The following is a 15,858-nucleotide window of genomic DNA, read 5'->3' as shown; positions in this document are numbered from 1 at the left end:
CCCCGTCAGCCCAGCCAGCCCGGCCGGACCAGGCCCGACTCGTAGGCCAGCACCACCAGTTGGGCCCGGTCGCGGGCGCCGAGCTTCACCATGGTCCGGCTGACGTGTGTCTTCGCGGTGAGGGGGCTGACGAAGAGCCGGCGGGCGATCTCCTCGTTGGACAGGCCGATGCCGACCAGCGCCATCACCTCCCGCTCCCGTTCGGTGAGTTCGCCCAGCGCGGTCGCGGCGGCGGGCTCCTTGGACCGGGCGGCGAACTCGGCGATGAGCCGGCGCGTGACGCCCGGCGAGAGCAGGGCGTCACCCGCGGCCACCGCCCGCACGGCCCGCAGCAGTTCGTCCGGCTCGGCATCCTTGACCAGGAAGCCGGAAGCACCGGCCCGGATCGCCTCGAAGACGTACTCGTCCAGCTCGAAGGTGGTGAGGATGACCACCTTCACCAGGTCGAGCGCGGGGTCGCCGGTGATGGCGCGCGTGGCGGCGAGGCCGTCGAGGTGCGGCATGCGGATGTCCATCAGCACGGTGTCCGGCCGCAGTTCCCGCACCAGGCGGACGGCCTCGGCGCCGTCGGCGGCCTCGCCCACCACCTCGATGTCCGGCTGGGCGTCCAGCAGCGCCCGGAACCCCGCCCGGACCAGCAGCTGATCGTCGGCCAGCAGTACACGCATCACGATGTCCCCTCGTCGCTCCGGGCTCGCTCACCTGCCGCGGGCAGCGGCAGCTCGGCCCGTACCCGGAAACCCCCGTCGGGCCCGGCCCCCGCCTCCGCGGTGCCGCCCAGCGCGGCGGCCCGCTCCCGCATCCCGGCCAGGCCGTTGCCGCTGCCCCCGGCGTCCGTGCCGGTGGCCGGTCCTTCGTCGTCCACGCGGAGCACCAGGCGTCGGGGCTCGTAGACGATCCGTACGTGCGCGGTACGTGAGCCCGAGTGCCGCACCACGTTGGTCAGCGCCTCCTGGATGATCCGGAAGGCGGCCAGGCCGGCCCCCGGCGGTACGGCCCCGCGTGCGCCGTCGCTCTCCACGGTGACGGTGAGGCCGGCGCTCGCGGCCTGCTCGACCAGTTCCGGCAGCCGGTCGAGCCCGGGGGCCGGGGACCTGGGCGCGTCGCCGGGGGCGCGCAGGGTGTCCAGGACCTGCCGCACCTCGCCGAGCGCCTCCTTGCCGGCGGCCTTGATGGTGGTGAGCGCCGTGCGGGCCTGCTCCGGGTCGGTGTCGAGCAGGGCGAGCCCGACGCCCGCCTGGACGTTGATGACGGAGATGCTGTGCGCGAGCACGTCGTGCAGCTCCCGGGCCATGCGCAGGCGCTCCTCGTCGGCCCGCCGCTTCTCCGCGGCCTCGCGCTCCGCGCGCTGGGCGGCCCACTGTTCGCGGCGCACCCGGACGAACTCGGCGGCCGCGACGACGGCCACCACCCAGGCCGCGACGCCCACCTCCTGCCCCCACCGGGACGCGGTGTCGTCGCCGGGCGGCAGCCATCGGTAGAGCCAGTGCGCGACCAGGAGGTGCGCCACCCAGATCATGCCGACCGCGGTCCACGCCGCCTTGCGGTGCCCGGCGACCACGGCGCTGAAGCAGCCGACGGCGACCGTCAGGAAGACCGGTCCGTAGGGGTATCCGGCGGCGAGGTAGACCGTCGTGGCGGCCGAGGCCCCGAAGACGGCCACGACGGGATGGCGGTGACGCGGCAGCAGGACCGCGACGGCGGCGAGGAGGAGCAGCCGGCCGAGGAGGTCGAGCGGGACCTTGTCGTGGAGCTGGCCGCGGGACACGACGTTCGAGCCGATCATGACGACCAGCCCGGTCAGCAGCGTCGACGGCCAGGGCAGCCGGGCGGCGGACCGCCCGCGCCCGGCGGTGACCCAGCCCGGCGGCCCGCCCCGGTGGAACCGGCGCGGCGGGCCGCCCCGGTGCCTGAAGCCCCGGGGTCCGCCGCGTGTCCTGGGGCGCTGCTCTTCCATACCGTCCACGCTAGACGGCGGACCGCCGTGCGGGCGTCCGCCGGGCGTGGTGATCACCCGTACCCCCCGGGGAGTACGGCGAAGGGCGCGGTACGCCCGGGGCCGCGCCCTCAGCCGCGTCTGCCGAGCAGGCCGACCGTACGGGCGAGTTCCGTGACGGCGTGCCGGAAGAAGACCTCACGGGCCTCCACCACCCGGTTGAACTGGCCGAAGACCTCGAAGGAGATCAGCCCGAACAGCTGCGCCCAGGCCGCGACGAGCGGGGCGGCGACCGCGGGGGCCAGGCCCGAGGTCAGGTCGGGCGTCAGGTCGGCGGTCAGTTCGGCGGCCAGCCGTTCGGCCTCGGGGCGCAGCTCGTCGGCGAGCGGCGGGAGCGCGAGGCCCTCCGCGCGGTGGGCCTCCTCGACGACGGCGATGAGCACGAGGCCGACGCGGGCGGCGGGGGCGATGGTGTCCTGCGGCGCGGTGTAGCCGGGCACGGGCGAACCGTAGATCAGCGCGTACTCGTGGGGGTGGGCCAGCGCCCAGTCGCGTACGGCGCGGGCCACGGCGACCCAGCGGGCGAGGCCGGTGCCGGGTGATGCGGGGGTGTCCGTGGTGCCGGCGGTGGTGCGGTGTGCGCGTTCGGCGGCTTCGCCGATGGCGTCGTACGCGTCGACGATCAGGGCGGTCAGCAGGTCGTCGCGGCTGGGGAAGTAGCGGTAGAGGGCGGAGGAGACCATGCCCAGTTCGCGCGCGACGGCGCGCAGCGAGAGCTTTGCCGCGCCCTCGGCGGCGAGCTGCTTCCTCGCCTCGTCCTTGATGGCGGCGGTGACTTCGATGCGGGCCCGTTCCCTGGCTCCTCGGATAGCGCTCATGGGGATCAGTCTGCCATGCGATCAGAGCAGCGACCAATAACGAGAGCAGTGCCCTTGCTTTTGAGCACCACTTCCGTGCACACTGATCTCAAGCGAGAGCACCGCTCTCCAAACCGTGGGGGTCATCGTCATGACGCAGTCGCAGCCGTACTACCTGAAGGGCAGCCCGCTCAACGTCCGCCTCAACGGCGTCGTCGGCCGGCTCGCGCGGCACGGAATCAGCCTGCTCGGTTCACAGGAGCTGTCGGTGCGGGGCCGCAAGAGCGGCCGGATGCAGCGCATCCCGGTCAACCCGCACACCTACGAGGGCACGCGGTACCTGGTCTCCGCCCGGGGCCACTCGCAGTGGGTGCGCAACATGCGGGCGGCCGGCGGCGGCGAGCTGCGCGCCGGCCGCAAAACACACACCTTCACGGCCGTGGAGATCGCGGACGACGCGCACAAGGCGACCGTCATCCGCGCCTACCTGGAACGCTGGGGCTGGGAGGTCAACCAGTACTTCAAGGGCGTCACCGCGAAGTCCACGGACGCCGAGATCCTGGCGGCCTGCCCCGACCACCCCGTCTTCCGGATCACCGGGGCGGGCTGACGCACCGGCCGGCGCGTCAGCCCCCGGTGGCCGCTACCGGTCCAGCGCGGAAAGCGCCCGCTGGGCCAGCGGGTGCGAACGGACCAGCTCGGCCAGCGACGTCGTACCGCGAGTGATGCCGGCGAACGCGTTCCACGCCGGGCGGAAACCCGTCAGCACCGCGTGCAGCAGACCGGGGCGCCGCTCGAAGAGCTTCAGCATGCGCCGCCCCACACTCATCTCGACGCCGAGCCCGGCCTTGATGGCGAACGCGTAGTTGAGCGCCTGGCGGCGGGCGTCCACCGCGTCGTGCGACTCCGCGACGCGCACCGCCCACTCACCGGCGAGCCGGCCCGAGCGCAGCGCGAACGAGATGCCCTCCCGGGTCCACGGCTCCAGCAGGCCCGCCGCGTCACCGCACACCAGCACACGGCCGCGCGAGAGCGGCGAGTCGTCGCTGCGGCAGCGCGTCAGATGACCGGAGGAGATCTTCGGCTCGAAGCCGGCCAGGCCGAGCCGCGCGATGAAGTCCTCCAGATACCGCTTGGTGCCGGCGCCGTCGCCGCGGGCGGAGATCACACCGACCGTCAGCGTGTCGCCCTTGGGGAAGACCCAGCCGTAACTGCCCGGCATGGGGCCCCAGTCGATCAGGACGCGGCCGGCCCAGTCCTCGGCGACCGTCGGCGGGACCGGGATCTCCGCCTCCAGGCCGAGGTCGACCTGGTCGAGCTTCACCCCGACATGTGCTCCTATCCGCCCGGCACTGCCGTCCGCGCCGACCACCGCGCGGGCCAGGACGGTCTCGCCACCGGACAGCACGACCGCGACCGTGCGCCGGTCGGGCACCGCGGCGCCGTGCTGCTCGACACGGCTGACGGTCGCCCCGGTGCGCAGCTCCGCACCTGCCTTCTGCGCCTGCTCGACCAGTCCGGCGTCGAACTCGGGGCGGTTGATGAGCCCGAAGAGCATCCGCCGGGAGCGGCGCGTGCGTGCCAGCCTGCCGTTGAGCGAGAAGGTGACCGCGTGGATGCGGTCCCGCAGGGGCAGTTCGAATCCGGGCGGCAGCGAGTCGCGCGAATACCCGATGATGCCGCCGCCGCACGTTTTGTAGCGGGGCAGTTCCGCCTTCTCCAGGAGCAGTACCTTGCGGCCGGCTACCGCCGCCGCGTATGCCGCGGAGGCTCCCGCCGGTCCGGCGCCGACTACGACGACGTCCCACACGGACGACTCTTCGTGCTCATGTCCGGCGTCTGCGTTCTCGCTGCTCACGATGTGCTTCTGCTCCCGATCCCACCAGTGGCCCAAGCTGCTCACGGCATCCTACGGCGCGTTGCGGCCGAGCCCCGCTGTGGGAGGATCGCCCGAGTCTCCGACGTACCCGCAACGCCGCACTCCAGGCGGGCAAGTACCCGGAAACGTACACATAACGTCGCACCTACCAGGAGCGTGTCCCATGACCGGCCATCCGATTCCCGAGACCGTCGCCTCGCTGATGCCCCGCGCCAAGGCGGAGCTGACCGAGCTGGTGGCCTTCCAGTCGGTGGCGGATCCCGCGGTGTATCCGAAGAGCGAGTGCGAAGCGGCCGCCGCGTGGGTCGCGCGGGCCCTGCGCGCCGAGGGCTTCGAGGACGTCGCCCTGCTCGACACCCCCGACGGCACCCAGTCCGTCTACGGCTTCCTGCCGGGCCCGGCCGGTGCGCCGACCGTGCTGCTCTACGCGCACTACGACGTGCAGCCGCCGCTCGACGAGTCCGCCTGGCTCTCGCCGCCGTTCGAGCTGACGGAGCGTGACGGCCGCTGGTTCGGCCGGGGCACGGCCGACTGCAAGGGCGGCTTCATCATGCACCTGCTCGCGCTGCGCGCGCTCAAGGCGGACGGCGGGGTCCCCGTCTCGGTCAAGGTGATCGTCGAGGGCTCCGAGGAGCAGGGCACGGGCGGTCTGGAGCGGTACGCCGAGGCGCACCCCGGACTGCTCGCCGCCGACACCATCGTGATCGGTGACACCGGCAACTTCCGGGTGGGGCTGCCGACCGTCACCTCGACGCTGCGCGGTATGACGATGCTGCGGGTCCAACTCGACACCCTGGAGGGCAACCTCCACTCCGGGCAGTTCGGCGGCGCCGCCCCCGACGCGCTCGCCGCGATGATCCAGCTGCTCGCCTCCCTGCGCGCCGAGGACGGCTCGACCACGGTCGACGGCCTGAGCGCGGACACGGAGTGGGACGGTCTGCAGTACCCGGAGGAGGAGTTCCGCAAGGACGCCAAGATCCTCGACGGGGTCGGGCTGATCGGCACGGGCACGGTCGCCGACCGGATCTGGGCGCGGCCCGCCGTCACCGTGATCGGGATCGACTGCCCCGCCGTGGTCGGCGCGACGCCCTCCGTGCAGGCGAGCGCCCGCGCGCAGATCAGCCTGCGGGTGCCGCCCGGCCACAACGCGGACGAGGCGACGAAGCTGCTGACCGCCCACCTCCTGGCGCACGCTCCGTGGGGCGCGAGGGTCTCCGTCGAGCAAATCGGCCAGGGCCAGCCGTTCCGCGCCGACATAGCGAGCCCGGCGTACACGGCGATGGCGGACGCCATGCGGATCGCCTACCCGGGCCAGGAGATGCAGTCCTCCGGCATGGGCGGCTCGATCCCGCTCTGCAACACCCTGGCCGAGCTGTACCCGGACGCGGAGATCCTGCTCATCGGGCTGAGCGAGCCGGAGGCCCGGATCCACGCGGTGAACGAGAGCGTGTCGCCCGAGGAGCTGGAGCGGCTCTCGGTGACCGAGGCGCTGTTCCTGCGCAACTACGCGGCTTCCAAGGCCGTCTGACCCCCGGGCGGGGGCTACGCGCTGAGCGAAGCTCGCCGAGAGCGTAGATCCGTGCGGCGGCCGGACGCCGCCGCGTACGTTCGCCGCATGGATCTCGTCGAGGTGCTTCCCCAGCTGCACATGTTCCGCTTCCCGATCGGTCAGGCGTACCTCTGGCGCGACGGGGCGGAACTGACCCTGATCGACGCGGGCGACGTGAACGCGGCCCCGGCCATCGAGGAGGCGGTGCGCGGGCTCGGCCACGACCCCGGCCGCATCGCCCGCATCGTGATCACCCACGGCCATCGCGACCACTACGGCGCGGCCCAGGAGCTGGCCGGCCGCCACGGCGCCGAAATCCTGGCGCACCGGCTGGACGCACCGGTGATCCGGGGCGAGGAGGAGATCGGTGAACCGGTGCTCCTGGACTGGGAACGCCCTCTGTACGAGCGCGCGCTGACGGTGCCACCGGCTCCGCCGACCCGGGTCGGCACCGAGCTGTCCGACGGGGCGGTGCTGCCCTTCGCGGGCGGAGCCCGGGTGGTCCACTCCCCCGGCCACACCCCGGGGTCCATCGGTCTGCATCTGCCGCGGCACGGCGTGCTGTTCACGGGTGACTGCGTGGCCGGGGTGGGGCAGGTGATGCTCGGCGTCTTCAACATCGACCGGCAGCAGGCCGCGGCCTCGTTCCGGCGGCTGGCGGAGCTGGACGCGGCCACGGTCTGCTTCGGCCACGGCGATCCGCTCACCGAGGACGCCGCCGCCGTCATGCGGGCCTCAGCCGACCGGGACGCCCGCCTCCAGGTTGAGCACGGCTGAGCGCTCACGGGCCCTGAGCGCCCAGCACAGCCGTTCGTAACGGGTGGGCGGCAGCAGGGTCGCCGCCTCCGCCTCGGTGACGAACCGCCAGCCGCGCAGTTCGGAGCCGGGCAGCAGCAGCCGTGCGGCGTCCGCCTGCGGCAGCAGTCCGCCGTCGAAGAGCAGCCGCAGCCCTCCGTATCCGGGGGGATCGGGCGCTTCCCAGTCGATGACGAGCAGCTTGGGGACCCGTTCGAGGTGGATGCCTATCTCCTCGGCCACCTCCCTGATCCCGGCCTGGGCGGGGGCTTCGCCCGCCTCCACCACGCCGCCGGGGAACTCCCAGCCCGGCTTGTACGTGGGGTCGACGAGCAGGAACCGGTCGTGTTCGTCGAAGAGCAGCACCCCGGCCGCGACGGTCTCCGCGGTCGGGTCGGGGGTCTGCACGATGCCGCAGGCCGGGGCCGCCCCGGTGCGTACGGCCTCCGCGATGCGCTCCGCCGTCTCGCGGGGCGTGAGCGCGCTGTTGTCGATGGTGTGGGCGTCCCCGGTGATCCAGTCGAGGGCCGAGCGGTACGGCTCGATGCGGTCGTACGCCCAGCGGCCGGTCGGGTCCACGCCCTCCGCTTCGCCGGGGAATTCGGCCCGTTGAGCGATGCGCTGACGCAGGATCGTTTCAGCAGGTGAGAGCAGCACATGGCGGACCGCGATGCGCCGGGCGGCGAGCCCGCCGAATATCTCGTCGCGGTACTCCTGTCGCAGCAGCGTCATCGGCACCACCAGCACCCCGCCCATCTCGGCGAGCAGGGCGGCCGCCGTGTCCACCACGAGGCGCCGCCAGATCGGCAGGTCCTGGAAGTCGGTCACCTCGGCAAGCTTCTTCTGGGGCAGCAGATTCCGCAGCCCCGTCCCGGTCAGTTCCGGGTCGTACAAGGTGCTGTTCGGGATCAGATCGATCAGTTCACGCGCGGCGCCGGTCTTGCCCGCGCCGAACGCACCGTTGACCCAGATGATCACGGTTCCCCCTCTTCCGTAGCCCCCTGTGGCTTGCCCGCAACACCCCGCCGCGAAAACACCGTGGAGGCGATGCGTTGCGGAACCGGACACCGAACGGGACACCGGACCGCCTCCCCGGCCGTAACGGCGGGGGCCGCACGTCGTTGGAGCGGGCAGCAGAAATGGAACGACAGGGGGTGGACCATGCGTCGCACCGTGCTTGAGCAGTTCCCCGCCGGGGGTCCCCGGGGCAGCTGGCCCGCGGAGGAGTTCGCGGCTGCCCGCCGTGGCGAAGGGGTCGCGGCCGAGGTCGTGATGGACCTGGAGCAGGACGCGTTCCTCGTGGTCGTGCCGCAGCAGGCGTCGGACCGGGGCCGCTGAGGCCCGGGACGCACGGCGCCGTCGGCGCGCGCCCGGGAGCGGCGGGGCGCCCGGGAGCGGCGGGGCGGCCGGGACTCAGGGCGTGTCGCCGCGCCAGTCCCACTTGCCCGGCTCGTCGGCGCGCGGCCCGTACTCGGCGCGGCCGCCCGGCCCGTACGCGCCGATCTCGGTGACCAGGGCGGAGCCGTCGGCCAGCGCCACCGGCGTCCAGCCGGTCACGTCGAGGAGCAGGCCGTCGAGCGGCCCGCCCACCAGCTCCCGGTACTCCCGGCCGGGCCGGGGGCCGGGGTCGGGGTCGTCGTGGTCGGCGCCGTACACCCGCCGTCGCATGATCTCGTCCATGCATGCAGGATCGCACCCGCCACTGACATCGGCGGCGGCACGCGGGCCGTGGCGGCCCATGCGCTTCACCCTTCGGTCACAACTCCATCACTAGCGGATTATCTGCCTCCCATCCGTCCTGCGGCCTGGCTACGGTCGTCTCTCCACACATCTCCTGGGGGGACCCATGTCGCACAACCCGCCTCCGCAGCCGCCGCCTTGGGGGCAGCCGCCGCAGCCCGCGCCGTTAGGCCCGGCGCCCGCCGGCTCCGCGCCCCGCTGGGCACGGAAACGTATCGTCCTTCCGGCCGCCGCCGTCGTTTTCATCATCGGCATCGGCGTGGGCGGTGCCGCTCAGGGCTCCGGCTCGGACGCCGAGGCCGCGGCGAAGTCGTCGCCCGCACCGGCCGTCACCGCCACGGTGACGCACACCACCGCGCCCGAGCCCGCGGTGACCGAGACCGTCACGGCGAGCCCGAAGCCGGCGCCGACCGTCACGAAGACCAGGACCATCGAGGTCACCGTCGCACCCGAGGACCCCGCCGGCAGCGCGGACGACCCGGGCTCGGGCGGCTCCGGCTCGGGCGGCGGCAGTTCCCCGTACTACGCGAACTGCACCGCCGTACGCACGGCCGGCGCGGCCCCCATCCACCGGGGTGAGCCCGGTTACGGCCGCCACCTCGACCGCGACGGGGACGGCGTCGCCTGCGAATAGGCCAAGGACCAGCGTGTTCCGGGCGCCATCGCCTCCCGGTCCTGCCGCCGTCCGCCCGCCGGCGGCAGGACCGGGCACCCCGTCACCCCTTGCCGGCTCCGGCGGGACATCCGACGTCCCGCGAACCCGCCGGGCAGATCCGATCCGTCGTACGGGCACGCCGTGACGATCCCGGCCCCGAAACGGCAAGCGAACACAACCGAACGCGCGCTTGGATCCCGGCCTCATCAAGGGGCACGGTCAAGGGTTTTGACGAGATACAAGCCATCGGCACCCACCCCCTTCCAACAGACTTCAACACGCTCTAACGTAATCGCTCGCCTGGCATGTACATGTCGCCACATGATCCGGCACGAGTACGGAGGAACGTAACGATGCGTCATCTTCCAAGCCGTCCCACCCGCGCGAGCCGCCACAGAATCCTCGGAGCCCTCACCGCGGCCCTGTTGTGCACGGCCGGAGCCGTGGTGCCCGCCGCCGCGCACTCCCCCGCCCCCGAGGCGACGGCCGGCGCGCAGGCCGCGAACGGGCTCGCCCTCACCCCGCCCATGGGGTTCAACAACTGGAACTCCACGCATTGCCGCGCCGAGTTCGACGAGTCGATGGTCAAGGGCATCGCCGACATCTTCGTCGAGAAGGGGCTCAAGGACGCCGGATACGAGTACGTCAATCTGGACGACTGCTGGGCCCTACCGCAGCGCGATGCCGACGGCAAGCTGGAAGCCGATCCGGTGCGGTTCCCGAACGGCATCGAAGCCGTCGCCGACTACGTCCACTCGAAGGGGCTCAAGCTCGGGATCTACACCAGCGCCGGCACCAGGACCTGCGACAGCGTGGGTCTCCCCGGCGCACTCGGCCACGAGTTCAGTGACGCCCAGCAGTTCGCCGACTGGGGCGTCGACTATCTGAAGTACGACAACTGCAACAACCAGGGCGTGGACGCGAAGGAGCGCTATACGACGATGCGGGACGCGCTGGCCGCGACCGGCCGTCCGATCGTCTACAGCATCTGCGAATGGGGCCAGAACAAGCCCTGGGAGTGGGCCGCCGAACTGGGCAACCTCTGGCGCACCACGGGCGATATCAACGACAGCTGGGGCAGCATGCTGTCGATCATGAAGCAGAACCTCCCGCTCGCCGCCGCGGCCGGCCCCGGCCACTGGAACGACCCCGACATGCTGGAGGTCGGGAACGGCGGGATGACGGACACCGAGTACCGCACCCACTTCTCGATGTGGTCGGTGATGGCGGCCCCGCTGCTCATCGGCTCCGATCTGCGCACGGCCACGCGGGAGACGTTCGACATCCTCTCCAACGAGGAGGTCATCGCCGTCGACCAGGACCCGCTGGGCAAACAGGGCGAAGTGCTGTCCTCGGACGGCGGACGCTGGGTCGTCGCCAAGGAGATGCGGGACGGCAGCCGGGCGGTGGCGCTGTTCAACGAGACGGACAGCGCCCAGCGCGTCGCCACGACGGCCGCCGCGGTGGGCCTGCCGCAGGCCTCCGCCTACACCGTGCGCGACCTGTGGGAGCACACCACCCGCAACACGGCGGGCAGCCTCTCGGCGACCGTACCGGCCCATGGCACGGTGCTGCTGCGCGTGGCCGCCGACCACCGCTGGGCCGCCCATCCGCCCGCCGTGGAACTCGCCCTGGAGGGAAGCCCGTTGGTTCAGGCGGGCCGCACGGCCACGCTGACGACCGAGGTGACCGACCTGGGCCGCACGCCCGCGCTCACGGTGTCGGCCGCGCTCACCGGGCCGGCCGGCTGGCAGGTGGAGGCGGCTTCGGCGACCGGGACCGCGGCCCTGCCCACGGGCCGGGCGCTGACCACCCGCTGGCGGGTGACGCCTCCGGCCGACGCGCCGCCCGGCGGCTACGACCTCACGATCACCACGCGCTACCGCTCTCTCACCGGGAAGCGGGTGGCCTCCTCCGTTCCGGTCCGGGCCCATGTGGTGGTCGCGCCCCCGGCCGGCGGCGGCCACCTCAGCGATCTGCCACGGCTCAGCGCGTCCAACGGCTACGGGCCCGTCGAGAAGGACACCAGCAACGGGGAGAGCGCGGCGGGCGACGGCCACCCGCTGACCATCGGCGGCGAGGTGTTCGCCAAGGGGCTCGGGGTGCACGCGGCCAGCAGCGTCGAGTACTACGCGGGCGGCGCGTGCGCCACCGTGACGGCCCAGGTCGGGGTCGACGACGAGAAGGGGGCCGCGGGAACCGTGGCGTTCGAGATCTGGGCGGACGGCACGAAGGCCGCGTCCACCGGGGTACTGACCAACGCGATGGCGCCCCAGCCGCTCGCGGCGGACGTGAGCGGGGCACAGGTCGTCCGCCTGGTGGTCACAGACGGAGGTGACGGCGTCGACTCCGACCACGCGGACTGGGCGGACCTGCGCATCACCTGCTGAACCCGGCGGACGTGGGTGACGGCCGCGTCCGCCGCCCGGAGCGGAGCGCCCGGTCCGGCCGTGAGGGGCCGGCCGGGCGCCCCGCGCTCAGTGGGCCCTGACCGGTATGCCCGCGCCCGTGCGCGTGGCGAGGGCGGCCGCCGCCGCGCCGACCAGCCCCGCGTCGTTGCCCATGACTGCGGGCGCCACCGTCAGCTGCTGCACGAACGACAGCGTGGCGTACCGCCGCAGGGCGGTGCGCAGCGGCGCGAACAGCAGATCGCCGGCACCGGCCACGCCGCCGCCGATCACCGCGATGTCGACATCGACCAGGGTCGCCGTCGCGGCGATCCCGGCGGCCAGCGCCTGCGCGGCGCGCTCGAAGGAGGCCACGGCGACCGGGTCGCCCGCCCGTGCCGCAGCCGCGACGGCCACCGCGGACGCGTCGCCGTCCGGGCCGGGCCGCCAGCCGTTCTCCAGCGCGCGGCGGGCGATGTTGGGGCCGCTCGCTATGCGCTCGACGCAGCCGCGCGCCCCGCACGGGCACGGGTCGCCGTCGAGGTCCACGCTGATGTGCCCGATGTGGCCGGCGTTGCCGCTGGGGCCCGGGTGGAGGGCGCCGCCGAGGACGAGCCCCCCGCCGACGCCGGTCGAGACGACCATGCACAGCGCGTTGTCGTGGCCGCGGGCCGCGCCGAGCCAGTGCTCCGCGGCGGTGATGGCCACCCCGTCGCCGACCAGCGTGACCGGAAGGCCCCCCGTGGCGTCGCCGACCCGCTCCACCAGCGGGAAGCCCCGCCAGCCGGGCACGTTGACCGGGCTGACCGTACCGCCGGCCGCGTCCACCGGGCCCGCGCTGCCGATGCCGACAGCCGTGGCCTCGCCCCAGCGCGGCGAGGCGGCCAGCTCGGCCAGGACGCCGTTCACCGCCTCCATGACCCGCTCGCCGCTCTCCCGGGCGGGCGTCGGACGCTGCGCGCGTACGACGAGCGTGCCGTCCCTGTCCACCAACGCACCGGCGATCTTGGTGCCTCCGATATCGAGGGCGGCGACGAGGTCGGTATGCATCGGTGTGGCTCCGGGTGGTGAGGGCGGGACCTGCGGCTCAGGCAGACAGTCTGCCCAGTCTCCATTCCCTTGACAACGTTGTCCAGGGCCTATGCTCGACGCCACACCCTCCGGGACCCCTCCGCGGCCCCGCCGGACCGCCCGCACCGACGACAGGACAGCGCACCGTGGCCGAGACCGCCCGTCATCCCGAGCCCCGTTACGGCAACCGGCCCACCATGAAGGACGTGGCCGCCCGAGCCGGGGTGGGCCTCAAGACGGTCTCGCGGGTGGTCAACAGCGAGCCGGGCGTCACGCCCGACACCGAGCGCCGGGTCCAGGAGGCCATCGACGCGCTGGGCTTCCGCCGCAACGACAGCGCCCGCGTGCTGCGCAAGGGCCGCACCGCCTCGATCGGCCTGGTCCTGGAGGATCTGGCGGACCCCTTCTACGGGCCGCTGAGCCGCGCGGTGGAGGAGGTGGCCCGCGCGCACGGCGCCCTGCTGATCAACGGTTCGAGCGCCGAGGACCCGGAGCGGGAACAGGAGCTGGTCCTCGCCCTGTGCGCGCGCCGGGTCGACGGGCTGATCGTGATTCCGGCCGCCGACGACCACCGCTACCTGGAGCCGGAGATCAAGGCCGGGGTCGCGACGGTCTTCGTGGACCGCCCGGCCGGGCGGATCGAGGCGGACATGGTGCTCTCGGACAGCTTCGGCGGCGCCCGTGAGGGCGTCGCCCATCTGATCGCGCACGGCCACCGCCGGATCGGTTTCATCGGCGACCAGCCGCGCATCCACACCGCGACCGAGCGGCTGCGCGGCTACCACGCCGCGATGGCGGACGCCGGGATAACCGTCGAGGACTCCTGGGTGTCGCTGGGCTCCACGGAGCCGGACCGGGTCCGCGCGGCCGCCGAGAAGATGCTCGGCGGCCCGGAGCCCGTGACGGCCCTCTTCTCGGGCAACAACCGGGTGACGGTGACCGCGGTCCGCGTCCTGGCGGAGCGCGAGCGGCCGGCCGCCCTGGTCGGATTCGACGACATCGAGCTGGCCGACCTGCTCGGCATCACCGTGATCTCCCAGGACGCCGCGGCCGTGGGCCGCACCGCGGCCGAGCACCTCTTCCGGCGTCTCGACGGGGCGGACCACACGCCGGCGCGCGTGGAGCTACCGACCCGGCTGATCGCACGGGGTTCGGGCGAGCTGCCGCCGGCCTGAGCGGCGCTCCCTCAGGGCGCGGTGACCGTCAGGGTGCCGCGCCGGGGCGAGGCGAAGGCGTCGAGGTCCGCACGGGTCAGTCCGGTCAGGCGGGCCACCTCCGCGGTGTCCAGGGCGCCGCAGTCGATACCGCGCAGCAGATAGCCGCTGAGCGCCTTGGCGGTGGCGGGCTCGTCCATGACGTCACCGCCCGCCTTCGCCACGTACGCGGCGAGCCGGGAGGCGGCCTGTTCCAGGCCCTCGCGGTAGAACGTGTAGACGGCCGCGTAACGCGTGGGCAGGTGGGCCGGGTGCATGTCCCAGCCCTGGTAGTAGGCGCGGGCCAGGGCGCGCCGCGTGAGGCCGTAGTGCAGCCGCCACGCCTCGTGGACGCGGGGGGTGGGGCCGACGGGCAGGACGTTGGTCGAGCCGTCGCTGACGCGGACGCCGGTGCCCGCGGCGGCCACCTGCATGACGGCCTTGGCGTGGTCGGCCGCCGGGTGGTCGCTCGCCTGGTAGGCGGCGCTGACGCCGACGCACGCGCTGTAGTCGAAGGTTCCGTAGTGCAGCCCGGTCGCACGCCCCTGGGCCGCGTCGATCATCCGGGCCACGGCGGCGGTGCCGTCGGCGGCGAGGATGGACTGGCTGGTCTCGATCTGGATCTCGAAGCCGATGCGGCCGGACGGCAGCCCGTGCGCCTGCTCGAAGGCTTCGAGCAGCTGGACGAAGGCGGTGACCTGCTCGGGGTACGTCACCTTGGGCAGGGTGAGGACGAGCCCTTCGGGCAGGCCGCCCGCCCGCATCAGGCCGGTGAGGAAGACGTCCGTGGTACGGATGCCGCGATCGCGCACCGCGGCCTCCATGCACTTCATCCGGATGCCCGTGTACGGGGCCGCCGTGCCCCGCGCGTACGCCTCCGAGACCAGCCGGGCCGCGCGGGCCGCCGTCTCGTCCTCCTCGGCGTCGGAACGGGGCCCGTAGCCGTCCTCGAAGTCGATCCGGAGGTCCTCGACCGGCTCGCGCTCCAGCTTGGCGCGCACCCGGTCGTGGACCGGCCCGGCGAGCTCGTCCGGGATGCCGAGGACCGCGGCGAGGGCGGCCGCGTCGGGGGCGTGCTCGTCGAGCGCCTTCAGCGCTTCGTCGCCCCAGGTGCGCAGCGTGCCGGCCGTGAAGGTGTCGCCCGGTACGTAGACCGTGTGGACGGGCTGGCGGGTGCCGGGGTCGCCGGGGTAGCGGCGGGCGAGTTCGGTGTCCACCGCCGTGAGGGAGGCACTGATCCCGTCGCTGACCGCACCGGCGAGGCTCGTCGCCACCTTCTCCTGCTGACCCATGTCCGCACCCTCCACGTCTACAGTTTCCGCTTCCCGGAATCAACAATCCGTATAGTGAAGTTATAAGGACGGCGCACCGGCGTCAACGGTGACCGGGAACGGCGCGGGGCCGCACGGTGGTTCACCGTGCGGCCCCGGGCCGTCGTTCATGTGCTGTCCGGAGGGTCAGCCCTTGCGGGTGTTGATCTCCTCGGTCAGCTGGGGGACGACGTCGAAGAGGTCGCCGACGACGCCGTAGTCCACGAGGTCGAAGATCGGGGCCTCGGAGTCCTTGTTGACCGCGACGATCGTCTTCGAGGTCTGCATGCCCGCCCGGTGCTGGATCGCGCCGGAGATGCCCGAGGCGATGTACAGCTGCGGCGAGACGGACTTGCCGGTCTGGCCNACCTGGTTGGTGTGCGGGTACCAGCCCGCGTCCACCGCCGCGCGCGAGGCGCCGACGGCGGCACCGAGCGAGTCGGCGAGGGCCTCGATCACCGCGAAGTTCTCCGCGCCGTTGACACC

At 73.2% G+C, this 15,858-nt stretch carries 16 protein-coding genes; 7 read left to right on the top strand and 9 right to left on the bottom strand.

Annotated elements, in window-relative coordinates; all coding sequences use genetic code 11:
* Positions 1 to 5: 5 nt before the first annotated feature.
* From B082_RS0106005 to B082_RS0105995, 3 genes are all read right to left on the bottom strand, one after another.
* Positions 6 to 671: a response regulator gene (locus tag B082_RS0106005; protein WP_026249477.1), complete on the bottom strand. Its 666-nt coding sequence runs from the start codon at positions 669 to 671 to the stop codon at positions 6 to 8.
* A complete protein-coding gene (locus B082_RS0106000; RefSeq protein WP_018550902.1) occupies positions 668 to 1,957 on the bottom strand; it encodes a sensor histidine kinase in 1,290 nt (429 codons plus the stop codon). The genes B082_RS0106005 and B082_RS0106000 overlap by 4 nt, the downstream gene beginning before the upstream one ends.
* 110 nt (positions 1,958 to 2,067) lie before the next feature.
* A complete protein-coding gene (locus B082_RS0105995) occupies positions 2,068 to 2,814 on the bottom strand; it encodes a TetR/AcrR family transcriptional regulator (protein ID WP_018550901.1) in 747 nt (248 codons plus the stop codon).
* A gap of 130 nt (positions 2,815 to 2,944) precedes the next feature.
* On the opposite strand from B082_RS0105995, the gene B082_RS0105990 reads away from it, so the two are divergent.
* A complete protein-coding gene (locus B082_RS0105990) occupies positions 2,945 to 3,403 on the top strand; it encodes a nitroreductase/quinone reductase family protein (protein WP_026249475.1) in 459 nt (152 codons plus the stop codon).
* 33 nt (positions 3,404 to 3,436) lie between these two features.
* Here the strand turns inward: B082_RS0105990 and B082_RS0105985 are convergent, their stop codons facing one another.
* A complete protein-coding gene (locus tag B082_RS0105985; RefSeq protein ID WP_026249474.1) occupies positions 3,437 to 4,651 on the bottom strand; it encodes a geranylgeranyl reductase family protein in 1,215 nt (404 codons plus the stop codon).
* A gap of 184 nt (positions 4,652 to 4,835) precedes the next feature.
* Between B082_RS0105985 and B082_RS0105980 the strand changes: the two genes are divergently transcribed.
* A complete protein-coding gene (locus tag B082_RS0105980; protein WP_018550898.1) occupies positions 4,836 to 6,200 on the top strand; it encodes a dipeptidase in 1,365 nt (454 codons plus the stop codon).
* An 87-nt stretch (positions 6,201 to 6,287) separates the two neighbouring features.
* A complete protein-coding gene (locus B082_RS0105975; protein WP_026249473.1) occupies positions 6,288 to 6,998 on the top strand; it encodes an MBL fold metallo-hydrolase in 711 nt (236 codons plus the stop codon).
* Here the strand turns inward: B082_RS0105975 and B082_RS0105970 are convergent.
* Positions 6,957 to 7,994, bottom strand: a complete 1,038-nt coding sequence (locus B082_RS0105970; protein ID WP_018550896.1) for an NUDIX hydrolase — start codon at positions 7,992 to 7,994, stop codon at positions 6,957 to 6,959. The genes B082_RS0105975 and B082_RS0105970 overlap by 42 nt on opposite strands.
* Before the next feature lie 183 nt (positions 7,995 to 8,177).
* Here B082_RS0105970 and B082_RS39420 point away from each other — a divergent pair, with 183 nt between their 5' ends.
* The gene (locus tag B082_RS39420; RefSeq protein ID WP_018550895.1) at positions 8,178 to 8,354 is read left to right on the top strand and encodes a hypothetical protein; all 177 of its coding nucleotides are present in this window, start codon (positions 8,178 to 8,180) and stop codon (positions 8,352 to 8,354) included.
* 75 nt (positions 8,355 to 8,429) lie between these two features.
* Here the strand turns inward: B082_RS39420 and B082_RS0105960 are convergent, their stop codons facing one another.
* Positions 8,430 to 8,696 (bottom strand): hypothetical protein, encoded by a 267-nt coding sequence (locus B082_RS0105960; RefSeq protein WP_018550894.1) that lies wholly within the window; start codon positions 8,694 to 8,696, stop codon positions 8,430 to 8,432.
* 319 nt (positions 8,697 to 9,015) lie between these two features.
* Between B082_RS0105960 and B082_RS0105955 the strand changes: the two genes are divergently transcribed.
* Positions 9,016 to 9,390 carry an excalibur calcium-binding domain-containing protein gene (locus B082_RS0105955; RefSeq protein ID WP_018550893.1) on the top strand — a complete coding sequence of 125 codons (375 nt, stop codon included), beginning with the start codon at positions 9,016 to 9,018 and terminating at the stop codon, positions 9,388 to 9,390.
* A 374-nt stretch (positions 9,391 to 9,764) separates the two neighbouring features.
* Positions 9,765 to 11,801, top strand: a complete 2,037-nt coding sequence (locus B082_RS0105950) for an NPCBM/NEW2 domain-containing protein (RefSeq protein WP_199783762.1) — start codon at positions 9,765 to 9,767, stop codon at positions 11,799 to 11,801.
* 87 nt (positions 11,802 to 11,888) lie between these two features.
* Here B082_RS0105950 and B082_RS0105945 read toward each other — a convergent pair whose 3' ends face one another.
* Entirely contained in the window at positions 11,889 to 12,848 is a 960-nt protein-coding gene (locus B082_RS0105945) for an ROK family protein (RefSeq protein ID WP_018550891.1), read from the bottom strand.
* Positions 12,849 to 13,015: 167 nt separating this feature from the next.
* Here B082_RS0105945 and B082_RS0105940 point away from each other — a divergent pair, with 167 nt between their 5' ends.
* Positions 13,016 to 14,044 carry a LacI family DNA-binding transcriptional regulator gene (locus B082_RS0105940; protein ID WP_018550890.1) on the top strand — a complete coding sequence of 343 codons (1,029 nt, stop codon included), beginning with the start codon at positions 13,016 to 13,018 and terminating at the stop codon, positions 14,042 to 14,044.
* Positions 14,045 to 14,055: 11 nt separating this feature from the next.
* Here B082_RS0105940 and B082_RS0105935 read toward each other — a convergent pair whose 3' ends face one another.
* Together B082_RS0105935 and B082_RS0105930 are read right to left on the bottom strand one after the other, a co-directional pair.
* Positions 14,056 to 15,354, bottom strand: a complete 1,299-nt coding sequence (locus tag B082_RS0105935; protein WP_026249470.1) for a DUF6986 family protein — start codon at positions 15,352 to 15,354, stop codon at positions 14,056 to 14,058.
* Between the two features lie 165 nt (positions 15,355 to 15,519).
* On the bottom strand, positions 15,520 to 15,858 hold a 339-nt coding region (locus B082_RS0105930), incomplete at its 5' end, for an electron transfer flavoprotein subunit alpha/FixB family protein (RefSeq protein ID WP_018550888.1).

The organism is Streptomyces sp. ATexAB-D23, from assembly GCF_000373645.1.
Lineage (GTDB): Bacteria > Actinomycetota > Actinomycetes > Streptomycetales > Streptomycetaceae > Streptomyces > Streptomyces castrisilvae.
The sequence above is the reverse complement of the archived record's forward strand: the minus strand, read 5'-3'. Positions and strand labels throughout refer to the sequence as shown.

Coding starts and splice junctions, on each gene's coding strand:
- B082_RS0105995 (WP_018550901.1), bottom strand. CDS start 2,814: ATGAGCGCTATCCGAGGAGCCAGGGAACGGGCCCGCATCGAAGTCACC.
- B082_RS0105950 (WP_199783762.1), top strand. CDS start 9,765: ATGCGTCATCTTCCAAGCCGTCCCACCCGCGCGAGCCGCCACAGAATC.
- B082_RS0105990 (WP_026249475.1), top strand. CDS start 2,945: ATGACGCAGTCGCAGCCGTACTACCTGAAGGGCAGCCCGCTCAACGTC.
- B082_RS0105975 (WP_026249473.1), top strand. CDS start 6,288: ATGGATCTCGTCGAGGTGCTTCCCCAGCTGCACATGTTCCGCTTCCCG.
- B082_RS0106000 (WP_018550902.1), bottom strand. CDS start 1,957: ATGGAAGAGCAGCGCCCCAGGACACGCGGCGGACCCCGGGGCTTCAGG.
- B082_RS39420 (WP_018550895.1), top strand. CDS start 8,178: ATGCGTCGCACCGTGCTTGAGCAGTTCCCCGCCGGGGGTCCCCGGGGC.
- B082_RS0105960 (WP_018550894.1), bottom strand. CDS start 8,696: ATGGACGAGATCATGCGACGGCGGGTGTACGGCGCCGACCACGACGAC.
- B082_RS0105980 (WP_018550898.1), top strand. CDS start 4,836: ATGACCGGCCATCCGATTCCCGAGACCGTCGCCTCGCTGATGCCCCGC.
- B082_RS0105945 (WP_018550891.1), bottom strand. CDS start 12,848: ATGCATACCGACCTCGTCGCCGCCCTCGATATCGGAGGCACCAAGATC.
- B082_RS0105935 (WP_026249470.1), bottom strand. CDS start 15,354: ATGGGTCAGCAGGAGAAGGTGGCGACGAGCCTCGCCGGTGCGGTCAGC.